Genomic DNA, 10,162 nt, shown 5'->3' with positions numbered 1-10,162 from the left:
GACGGCAGTAATAGACATAAAAAAATCCGGCTCCATAAGGGGAAACCGGATTGTCCTATGTTCAGAAGATCGGTCAACCGATCCTTAACTGATCAGCATTGCGCTCAAAGCGGGCTTTTTTATTATTGTTCACAAATGGCCATTAGTTTTTCGCTAATGCGGTATCCATTTGATCGTCCTCAATATGGTTGCCCATCCGACGTGCGAATGTTCTCAAGTCCATGCCGTTGCAGTCGTACTTTCTGTTGAACTTGGCAATGCTACTGCCATTCTGACGCAATACGTCATAAGCAGTTCCCAAACCAAACTCAGCAGCAATGATGCAGACGCTAGTTTCAAAGGAGTTGTCAGTGGAATGGAACTCAATTTGTGGCTGGGCGTTGTTAGCAAAAGCACTTGATGCAACAAGCAGGGACAACGTAGCTACCGCGGAGAAAATAGTCTTCATAGCAAAACCCTCTTATTATACTGATAAATGTTACAAGAATATTTCGATGAAAAAATAATGCATTTTTTCTGCGATTTTTATCGTGATCGACATCACTAGCGATATTTGTGTAACAAAAAATTCAAACTTCTAATATAAACCTGTCATAAAACTCTAAAACCCCAATTTCATCAACCTTGCTAGCTAGGAATAACTTCAGTTTCATTTCATCTAGTTACTTGTCAGCAGTTTTGGCATAATGCCGCACAGGTTGTGCCTGCATAGTTAATCATCCAATCTGCATACTTCTCTCCGGAATAAATTTCGAATTGAGTCAACAACCAGACTTGCGATGCAAATCGAATGATTTGGCTCAGATAGAGCCTTGTGGGCAACAAATAACGGACTGATTTTTAATTAAAAGGTGTAGGCAACTTATGTTAGCCAAGCGCATTATTCCCTGTTTGGACGTACGTGACGGTAAAGTCGTTAAAGGCGTGCAATTCCGCAATCATGAAATCATGGGTGATATCGTACCTTTGGCGCAGAAATATGCCGAAGTCGGAGCCGATGAGTTAGTGTTTTATGACATCACTGCTTCTTCTGATGCTCGTGTCGTTGATAAGAGCTGGGTAAGCCGAGTTGCAGAGGTGATCGATATTCCATTCTGCGTCGCTGGCGGTATTAAAACTGTCGATGATGCCCGTCGTATTCTTCTCAACGGCGCCGATAAGATCTCTATCAATAGCCCAGCGCTAGCTAATCCTGAACTCATTACCGAAATGGAACAGGCATTTGGCAAACAATGCGTGGTCGTCGGTATTGACAGCTATTTCAATAGCGACACGGGCAGCTATCAGGTCAAGCAATACACTGGTGATGAATCGCGCACAGTGACAACCAGTTGGAACACCTTGGACTGGGTTGAGGAAGTACAGCGCCGCGGTGCTGGCGAAATCGTCCTCAACTGTATGAATAAAGACGGCGTGCGTGATGGCTACGATCTGGAGCAGCTAAAGCTAGTTCGTGAACGTTGTGATGTGCCACTGATTGCCTCTGGTGGTGCCGGTACCATGCAGCACTTTGCTGATGCGTTCAACGATGCCGATGTCGACGGTGCATTGGCAGCCAGCGTATTCCACAAAGCAATTATCGATATGCAGGAACTAAAAAGCTTCTTGCGCAAACAAAACGTTGCGATTCGCTACTAGTCGCAACGACAAGGATTACAGAATGACCATTGAATTTGATGCTTCGAACTTGGCTTGGGACAAAGTTGGCGGTTTGCTACCGGCTGTGGTTCAGAATGCTCAGAGCGGCAAAGTATTGATGCTCGGTTACATGAACCAAGAGGCAATTGACCATACCCTCAAGACAGGTCACGTGACATTCTTTAGTCGCACCAAGCAGCGCTTGTGGACCAAAGGCGAAACCAGTGGTAATACGCTGAACCTAGTTGCCATGCAATCGGACTGTGACAACGATACCTTGTTGATTCAAGCCAACCCAATTGGTCCCACTTGCCACCTCGGCGATGAAACCTGCTGGGGAGAACAAGCTAGCGAATCACCCATTGCGTTTATCGCCGATCTGGAAGCTGTCATAGCCAGCCGCAAAGGCGCCGCGCCAGACAGCAGCTATACCGCCAGTTTGTTCGCCAAAGGCACCAAGCGGATCGCTCAGAAAGTCGGCGAAGAAGGCGTTGAGACCGCCTTAGCAGCAACGGTCAACGACGACGACGAAACCCTCAATGAATCAGCAGACTTGCTTTATCATTTATTGGTTTTACTGCAGCACCAAGGCTTGAGCTTGGCGCAAGTGGTGGATGTGCTCAAAGCCCGCCACCAAAAGTAACCAACAACGCAGTTATTGATGAGCCGGCGTCTTTGCCGGCTTTTTTAGATGACCAGCAAGCAGTGTCGCCAGATGGAATGGCTTGCGGCCCCGTAATGCATAGATTTGATGACTGCAGGAAAAGCCGTTGCAAACCACTGGCGCTTGCGGCATGTCATCAAGAGCCGGCAGCAATGCCATATTCGCCATTGCCAGCGAACTCTCAGCATGTTCGTTTTGCAGGCCATAGCTGCCGGCCATACCACAACAACTGGCCTCAATAAAGTTCACCTTGAGCTTTGGAATCAGTCGCAATACTTTGCGCATGGATTTGATGGCGCCAACCGCTTTCTGATGACAGTGGCCATGCACCAGCACAGTTCCGCAAGCTGCAGGCTGAAAATCGGCATTGAATCGCCCTGCCATTTTCTCTCTAGCAACAAACTCTTCGAACAACAACGAATGTTGCGCCAAACCCTGAACCTCAGGCCCCAGTTGCATCATTAAGTACTCATCGCGCAACATCAAATGAGCTGACGGCTCTAAGCCAACGATTTTGATTTGCGCTGCGAGAAAAGGAGATAGCGCAGCTAGCAACGCTCGCCCCTGTTGTTTTGCTCGGTCAATAAATCCTTGCGAAAACAGGCTTCGACCAGAATCTAGCAACTCGCCACTGGCATTGGTTTGTGGATGAATGGTGATGACCTTATATCCGGCGGCAGTGAGCACGTCGATGGCATCAGTCGCATGGTTAGGGTGAAACAGTGCAGTGAAACTATCAATCAACAATACCACCGTCATTGGATCCGCCTTCCCCGACCAAGCCTCATTGCGAGCTTGTTGTGCTGGCGAATCTTGATATGGTGTTAATGCCGGCTCCGGCAAGTCAATATTGCTGTTAATACCGACAAGGCTGGCACCGATTGTTTTCAGTACTGAGCTTTGATTACGCCATTTGATCAGGTTGTTCAACCAAGCGAACCGATACAACCAATAAGGAAACTCAGCAAACAGTCGGCTGCGCAAGGAGCTCAGGCCAAGCTCTCGGCGCTGCGCTAAGTATTCGGCTTTAATGGCTGCCATATCGAGATTGTTTTCACACTCGCGCTTACAGCCTTTGCACGACACACATTGTTCAAGAGATGCAGCTAATTGCCGATCGGTTAAAAAGCTATTGTCACTATCATTGAGCAGCTTTTTTAACAATTGTACCCGACCACCCGGAGAAAGATTGGCATCATCACTGATACGAAAACTTGGACACATCAGGCGACGATTGTTTGATTCCTGACAAATACCGCTGCGGATACAGACAGATACCGCTTTGGCAAAATCGCCACCATGGTTGGGGATGTCAGCATAAGCGTCACCCATGCCCTGATCCTGGTATTGCGACCAATCTAGCAACCTTTTCACCACCCAACGCTCCTCTCAACACTTGTCATTTTGATGCCCCGGCCAATGTCGGCGCTCCCATGCCGACATCCAATCAACAGACAGGCGAACGCTCGGCCAATTACGCTTGGTTCAAGTTTGATGCCAGTATCAACCGAGGGGATCTGATTGTTGTAGAGGAGAAGTCGATATCGAGGTGGTTGCGGGCTGCTTGAGTCAGCCCACAACACAGTGCAGTGTCGGTGTGACGATTATTGAGTGACGCGGTATTTCCGCGAAATGGCCGGCTGTTGCAGTAGCGCCTCGTCACCGCTTTCTATCGCATTGAGTAAATCAAGTTTGTACTGCTTGTACTCCAGCCGCTCATCAATTGTTTGCTGAAACACTTCAAAGTGAGCTTTTTCCATGCAAGCTCGAGCGCCATCTTTATCGAGCACCGACAGAACCAATCCGGCTTGAATGTAACCCTGCGTTTGATTGCGCAATAACTCATCAACATCACCGTGCTGCACTTTTCGATAAAATGCCAGCAGCCGCTCATGTAAGGTCACAAAGTACGCGCTAACCCGCTCAGATTGCTGATAAGACATAACCACCTCCAACAACAAACGAAACCTTTTGTTAGATCAGTTTAACGGGTTCTCATCAATGCTGTACTGCCGACCTCACAATAACGCTGAATTTGCCCGTTCAATGCTCGTTGAGAGTGTTTATGACAGGGCTATGGAGGACAAAATAACTGCCGCTAACTCGCCATATATGAGTGAATTGGAGTGGTATTAACAGCATGCAAGAAACTTCATATAAACTCGATTTGCCGACTACACTGATCAAGCGAAAATCAAAGCAACGGTTCGCTCCCATGTCGCTCTTTACTGGTTTTCCAAAGGTTGTTGGCGGCCTATTCACAAAATGGCAGCAAATTGCAAGCGCTCAACTCAATAAAACGGTTGAGAAAATCGCAAAAAGTTTGTTCTGAACGATTTCTTTTGTGAACAAAGTCACTACAATGGCCGCAAATCTTCGAACCCCAAAATTAATTAGGTACAGACCCCGTGACTAAGAAAACAAAAATCGTAGCCACCGTTTCAGATTTGAAAGGTGATGTAGAGTTTATTAGTAACCTGTACAAGCGTGGCGTTAACGTTATTCGCTTGAACACTGCTCACCAAACGCCTGAAGATACTCGCAAAGTGATTGAAAACGTCCGTGCAGTATCTGACAAACTGGCAGTACTGGTTGACACCAAAGGTCCAGAAATGCGCACCAACTTGAAAATCGAAGAAGATCTCGATATCAAAACTGGTGACACTGTCGTGTTCCGTGCAGACGGCCTAGATGTTCCAACCACCAAAGAAGCGGTACAAGTAAACTACCTGGGCTTTGTTTCTGATGTTCCGGTTGGAGCTCATATTCTGATTGATGATGGCTTGCTTGAGTTGGTTGTTGTCAGCAAAGATGAGAAGTCTTTGAACACCACGGCGTTGAACAACGGCAAAATCAAGAAGAAGAAATCCGTCAACGTACCTGGCGTTGAGATTCGTCTTCCTTCTGTTACTGAGCGTGATAAGAGCTTCATCGAAATGGCTATTGATGCCGGCGTTGATTTCATTGCTCACTCATTCGTTCGTAACAAACAAGACGTGTTGGACGTGCAAGAAATCCTTGACGCGAAAAACTCGCCAATCAAGATCATCGCTAAAATCGAAAACCGCGAAGGTGTTGATAACCTAGACGAAATTTTGGAAGTTGCGTACGGCATCATGGTTGCTCGTGGCGACTTGGGTATTGAGATCCCAGCAGAAGAAGTACCGCTAATCCAAAAGAACATGATCCAAAAATGTATCGCAGCAAATGCGCCAGTAATTACTGCGACTCAAATGCTTGAGAGCATGATCTCTAACCCACGCGCAACTCGTGCCGAAATCTCTGACGTTGCAAACGCTGTTCTTGATGGCACCGATGCAGTAATGCTGTCTGGTGAATCTGCCTATGGTGACTATCCATTCGAAGCAGTTGAAACTATGGCTCGCATCGCCAAGCACGTTGAAGACAAAACTCAACACGACATTAACTACGAGCTGGCGAACGACCCAACTAACCTGCAAGCTTATGTAGCCAAATCTGCAGCCAAAGCTTCTCGTGACTTGCACGTTGACGCCATTGTTGTGCCTACTCGTAACGGCACCACAGCTCGCCAAGTTGCATCTCACCGCCCTGTTGCACCAATCTACGCAGGTTGTTTCGAGACTCACGCGCTGCGTTTGCTCTCACTGAGCTACGGTGTAGAAGCCTACGCAATCGAAGCATACAAAACTCGCTCAGAGATCCTTAACAAGGCGCTGACGCCGCTGCTTGAAGAGCGCATGCTGAACAAAGACAGCTTGGTTGTTGTTGCTAAGTCTGCTCCAGGTGCGCCAAAAGGCGAAACCAACCGTATGGAAATCAACTCGGTTGAAGCTTTGTTAGCACCTCGCGCCGACGGCTAATCGCCATTTCACGACGCTAGCGTCAAATAAAAGCCCCGCAGCGCAAACGCTGCGGGGCTTTTTAGTATTGTTGCAACGGTTAGCTAAACGATTAATCGCTATCGCCACCGGTTAGGTCTTGCAGCACCTTATCAAGCAACTGATCGAAGCCAAATTCATCCAAGCCCAATTGCGCCAAAGAACCATCTTGCGCCGCTGCCCATTCTTGTTCTACTTGGTAGTTGCCAAGATGCTCTGCCACCACCCGTCTTGCAACCTTGAGTACCGCGAGTAACTGCAATGCAATCTCTGGCAGTTCATCGGAGCCAAATAAGCCTTCGATATCCTGATGGTAATAAATCACTTCGACCAACTGTGCCGGTAGCTTCCAAGTCTGAGCCAGCAAGGCGCCAATAGTGGCGTAAGTGGTTTGATATTCGGCTCGCTCTTGCTCAGCAACAGCGTCCCAGCCTTGAGTTTTGCTTAACGCCATAACACTCGAGTAGTTATCGAACACCTGCATCATGATCGGCACACCGGCCATATGAAACAAACCCAGCATATAAGCATTGTCCGACAGCGCCGGCTTGCCGGTGTGATTGCAAACAGAAGCGCAAGCCATTGCCATATCAGAGGCCATATCCCAAACCGCATCCAACTCTGCCGAAGCCTTCATCGAGCTGCGCAAGGCAACGGCTTTGACAATTGGGTAAATACGTTTCAGCCCTAGCATCATTACGGCCTGATGAATTGAGTCAATTTCTCGGGCGCGGCGAAATGCCGCTGAATTAACTACCTGCAATACCGCCGCCGAAATACCAACGTCGCTGGCAATGGCATCGGCAATAACTGACACATTGCAATCTTCTTTCTTGGTTTCTTCACCAATCTTAAGCAGTACTTCGGGCCGAGGAGGAATAGTAATATTTCTCAACACAGCTTTTTCTTGAGGCGTCACAGATATCGCCATCAAACTCCTCCGGAGTGATAAAACAGTCTTTGAACGCTGTACTTGCCGACTCAGGTTTGAGGGCTGCAGCAAATGGAAATGCCAGTTATTTTAGAACGCCGCGCCTGCAGTTACGAGCTGTATTAACGCCAAGCTTAGTGGCAAGACTCACAGAAATAAGATCAATAGACAGTAGCTTTTAACTTGGGCAAGAGGAATTCATCAGTTTGTGATCGAATGAACGGCAACTCGCTTTATTTAGCCGTAAAATGTTAGCGGTAACAACTTATTGATAACAACGAGTTAAACTTTTATTTGGACTTCGTTTTATGCGCTATAAAAGGAGCTAAACATGATGCGTTTCGGTTACCCCCTCCCCTTCATTATATTGACTCTGAGCAGCCTCGTTTTCTCGGCGCAGAGCCTGGCGAAAACAGGTGCTCATCCGGATTTCGCTCGCGTCTATCATCATGCCGAGCAGCAATTAAATGACGGTGAACTAGAGCAAGCAGGCAAATCATTTGGCGATATGGCGCATTATCGCCAGCAACATGGCTTTCCACCATATGAAGAGGCGCATTTTCAATTACTTAAGTACAAGCTGGCTAAACGAGCGGGTAACGAGCCCGAAATGGCCTCAGCGCAATTGGCAGTAGTGGCTCAAGGCGCCGGTTACATCGCAGGTGAGGTGTATGCTTCCATGGCAATGGATTTGTTGAAGCAACAGCTCAGTCATCATGCTTATGCTGAAGCACAACAAACCTACGCTAGGATGAAGCAGGATGAAGCTTCGGCCAAACAAGCAGAGCAAGTCAGTGCCATCATGGCCAAGGTCGACAATTTGGTCCAAGGACAATCACCGGTGGTTGCTACTGTTTCGGTTAACAATTCAGGCAAGTGGCAACGACAATTGATTAGGCCTTCGTTCTATCTCGACAAGGTTTCTGGCGACATTACCACCCTCGAGCTGGATTGCGTGAACAAAAAGATGTCATTGAACTTTGACGCTGATTCAGTGCTAACCATCCCGAAAAATTTTGGAGCTTGCAAACTGACGGTAAACGCTCGTCAAAGTAGTCAGTTTGAGCTGGTTCAATTGCATCAATAGTCGACCTCTCGCTGTGCCGACAAAAAACGCCGCATGAGTCATTCAATGCGGCGTTTTTACCAAGCGAAAGCCGTTTGTTAGTGCAGCTTTAGTTTTGGCCTGAATACTCGGCCGATTTTATCTGAGAAGGCGATGAATGCCGTTTTCAAGTAGCCATGCAGTGCTATTTGATGCATCCGATAAAGCGAAATGTAAACCATCCGAGCAATGCGCCCTTCGACCATCATTGAGCCTTTTGTCAAATTGCCCATCAAGCTCCCAACAGTACTGAATTTGCTCAGCGAAACCAAGGAGCCATGGTCCTTATAGGAGTAATCAACCAGAGGCTCATTACTCAGTTGCGCGCGAATGTTGCGGTAGGCATGAGATGCCATCTGGTGAGCAGCCTGCGCCCTTGGCGGCACAAAGCCACCAGCAGTCATCGGGCAACTTGCCGCATCACCAATCACATAAATGCGCTCATCATTGGATGTTTGCAATGTTGGCTTGACCACCAGTTGATTGATTCGATTGGTTTCCAAACCGGCGATATCTTTCAAGAAGTCAGCTCCTTTAATACCCGCTGCCCAGACTTGTAAATCTGCTTCGATCAACTCGCCGTCTTTGGTATGGAGCCCCTCTGCACTTGCTTCAGTAATCATGGTTTGAGTTCGAACATCAACCCCGAGCTTGGTCAATTCGATATGAGCAGCGCCCGAAATGCGAGGAGGTAATGCTGGCAGGATCCGTTCACCGGCTTCGACCAGAGTGACCTTTAAATTGTCTTGACTAACATGACGCACGCCATAGCCCTTCATCTGCTTGGCTGCGTTGTGCAGTTCAGCCGACAACTCGACACCAGTGGCGCCGCCGCCAACAATCGCGATACGCAATGGCTGGCAATTATCGCCCTGAACATGTAAGCGGAAAAACGAGTCGAGCATTTTGCGATGGAAACGATGAGCTTGGCTGGGGCTATCAAGGAAAATGCAATGCTCTCTGACTCCTTTAGTGCCAAAGTCATTTGATACGCTACCAATGGCTAGTACGAGGTAGTCGTATGGTAAGTTGCGCTCAGGTAGCACTTGCTCGCCATCTTCCCCAAGCAACGGAGCCAGCACCAACTCTTTGGCAACTCGGTCGATATCAGCCATGGTACCGAGCTGAAAGTCAAAGCCATGATTTGCTGCATGGGCGCGATAACTGACAGCGTCAACACCATCATCCAGAGCGCCAGTCGCTACTTCGTGTAACAACGGTTTCCATAGGTGGGTTCGGTTTTTATCAATCAGGGTGACATCGGCTAAGCCCTTGCGCCCCAGCTTTCGTCCTAGTTTGGTGGCCAGCTCAAGGCCGCCTGCGCCTCCGCCGACAACGACGATGCGTGGTTTTGTCATAGTGCCTCTACTTGCCCTGCCGGTGGCGCAGGGCGGTTGGTCAATCCGTGGGATTGAATTTATTGAATCTGTTGCTTGAATTCTTTCATTCGAGGGAGGTGACTGGCAATACTCTTGAATTTGTGTGCTTGCTGATCGTCCCATACCACTGGGTAATAGGATTCAAGTTCTTCTGCGAGGGCCTTATTGTCTTGTGTTTCGTCATTGGTTGAAAACACACACATGCAATTGCCCTGGTTTTTGTTGCGGAACTCGCTAACACACTTAGTGGCAATATCCATGTATTCTTCTGGCCGATCAATCTTGCCAATCATGTTGGCTTCTGGGTGCAGATTTGGATTGAAAATCACCGAGCGTATACCACTTAAAAAAGCAATTCGTTCACACCAATAACCACCTAAGCCGACGCCAACCATAATTGGATTGGGATCATCACTATTGTCCAGCTCGCGCTTTACTTCTTTAAGAATGTGAGACATATCGTGCTTTGGATGCAAGGTACTGTAGGTGACAAACCGTACATCTGGATCGATAAACTGCAGCTGTAGAATTTTCTCGTGATTACCGGGGCTGGTTGCGTCAAATCCGTGCAAATAGATGATCATG

At 47.9% G+C, this 10,162-nt stretch carries 10 protein-coding genes; 4 read left to right on the top strand and 6 right to left on the bottom strand.

Annotated features, from left to right (window positions below):
* Positions 1–142 precede the first annotated feature (142 nt).
* Positions 143–448, bottom strand: coding sequence for a hypothetical protein (locus tag CBE68_RS16530; RefSeq protein ID WP_087507212.1), 306 nt, complete (start codon positions 446–448; stop codon positions 143–145).
* A 416-nt stretch (positions 449–864) separates the two neighbouring features.
* On the opposite strand from CBE68_RS16530, the gene hisF reads away from it, so the two are divergent.
* Complete coding sequence (gene hisF / locus CBE68_RS16525; protein WP_087507211.1) at positions 865–1,638, top strand: imidazole glycerol phosphate synthase subunit HisF; 774 nt, start codon at positions 865–867, stop codon at positions 1,636–1,638.
* Between the two features lie 22 nt (positions 1,639–1,660).
* The gene (gene hisIE, locus CBE68_RS16520; protein WP_087507210.1) at positions 1,661–2,281 is read left to right on the top strand and encodes a bifunctional phosphoribosyl-AMP cyclohydrolase/phosphoribosyl-ATP diphosphatase HisIE; all 621 of its coding nucleotides are present in this window, start codon (positions 1,661–1,663) and stop codon (positions 2,279–2,281) included.
* A 12-nt stretch (positions 2,282–2,293) separates the two neighbouring features.
* Here the strand turns inward: hisIE and CBE68_RS16515 are convergent, their stop codons facing one another.
* Together CBE68_RS16515 and CBE68_RS16510 are read right to left on the bottom strand one after the other, a co-directional pair.
* Positions 2,294–3,676 carry a (Fe-S)-binding protein gene (locus tag CBE68_RS16515; protein WP_087507209.1) on the bottom strand — a complete coding sequence of 461 codons (1,383 nt, stop codon included), beginning with the start codon at positions 3,674–3,676 and terminating at the stop codon, positions 2,294–2,296.
* Positions 3,677–3,906: 230 nt separating this feature from the next.
* Complete coding sequence (locus CBE68_RS16510; RefSeq protein ID WP_087507208.1) at positions 3,907–4,245, bottom strand: hypothetical protein; 339 nt, start codon at positions 4,243–4,245, stop codon at positions 3,907–3,909.
* 465 nt (positions 4,246–4,710) lie between these two features.
* On the opposite strand from CBE68_RS16510, the gene pyk reads away from it, so the two are divergent.
* Positions 4,711–6,144 carry a pyruvate kinase gene (gene pyk / locus CBE68_RS16500; protein ID WP_087507206.1) on the top strand — a complete coding sequence of 478 codons (1,434 nt, stop codon included), beginning with the start codon at positions 4,711–4,713 and terminating at the stop codon, positions 6,142–6,144.
* 91 nt (positions 6,145–6,235) lie between these two features.
* Here the strand turns inward: pyk and CBE68_RS16495 are convergent, their stop codons facing one another.
* On the bottom strand, positions 6,236–7,093 hold the full coding sequence (locus tag CBE68_RS16495; RefSeq protein WP_087507205.1) for an HDOD domain-containing protein: 858 nt from the start codon (positions 7,091–7,093) through the stop codon (positions 6,236–6,238).
* Between the two features lie 331 nt (positions 7,094–7,424).
* Between CBE68_RS16495 and CBE68_RS16490 the strand changes: the two genes are divergently transcribed.
* A complete protein-coding gene (locus tag CBE68_RS16490; RefSeq protein ID WP_087507204.1) occupies positions 7,425–8,180 on the top strand; it encodes a hypothetical protein in 756 nt (251 codons plus the stop codon).
* Positions 8,181–8,257: 77 nt separating this feature from the next.
* On the opposite strand, the gene CBE68_RS16485 is transcribed toward CBE68_RS16490, so the two are convergent.
* Both CBE68_RS16485 and ycfP read right to left on the bottom strand, forming a co-directional pair.
* Complete coding sequence (locus CBE68_RS16485) at positions 8,258–9,556, bottom strand: NAD(P)/FAD-dependent oxidoreductase (RefSeq protein ID WP_087507203.1); 1,299 nt, start codon at positions 9,554–9,556, stop codon at positions 8,258–8,260.
* Positions 9,557–9,615: 59 nt separating this feature from the next.
* A complete protein-coding gene (gene ycfP / locus CBE68_RS16480) occupies positions 9,616–10,161 on the bottom strand; it encodes an alpha/beta hydrolase YcfP (protein WP_087507202.1) in 546 nt (181 codons plus the stop codon).
* Position 10,162: the final 1 nt, after the last annotated feature.

Origin of the sequence: Neiella marina (genome assembly GCF_002165625.1) — a bacterium.
In the GTDB taxonomy this organism is placed as follows: domain Bacteria; phylum Pseudomonadota; class Gammaproteobacteria; order Enterobacterales; family Neiellaceae; genus Neiella; species Neiella marina.
Note: the sequence above shows the minus strand (reverse complement) of the source record. Positions and strands in the feature narration are given on the sequence as shown.

What these genes read in the sequence shown, in the direction of transcription:
- CBE68_RS16530 (WP_087507212.1), bottom strand. Translation starts at nt 448, where the DNA reads ATGAAGACTATTTTCTCCGCGGTAGCTACGTTGTCCCTGCTTGTTGCA.
- hisF (WP_087507211.1), top strand. Translation starts at nt 865, where the DNA reads ATGTTAGCCAAGCGCATTATTCCCTGTTTGGACGTACGTGACGGTAAA.
- hisIE (WP_087507210.1), top strand. Translation starts at nt 1,661, where the DNA reads ATGACCATTGAATTTGATGCTTCGAACTTGGCTTGGGACAAAGTTGGC.
- CBE68_RS16510 (WP_087507208.1), bottom strand. Translation starts at nt 4,245, where the DNA reads ATGTCTTATCAGCAATCTGAGCGGGTTAGCGCGTACTTTGTGACCTTA.
- CBE68_RS16495 (WP_087507205.1), bottom strand. Translation starts at nt 7,093, where the DNA reads ATGGCGATATCTGTGACGCCTCAAGAAAAAGCTGTGTTGAGAAATATT.
- CBE68_RS16490 (WP_087507204.1), top strand. Translation starts at nt 7,425, where the DNA reads ATGATGCGTTTCGGTTACCCCCTCCCCTTCATTATATTGACTCTGAGC.
- CBE68_RS16485 (WP_087507203.1), bottom strand. Translation starts at nt 9,556, where the DNA reads ATGACAAAACCACGCATCGTCGTTGTCGGCGGAGGCGCAGGCGGCCTT.
- ycfP (WP_087507202.1), bottom strand. Translation starts at nt 10,161, where the DNA reads ATGATCATCTATTTGCACGGATTTGACGCAACCAGCCCCGGTAATCAC.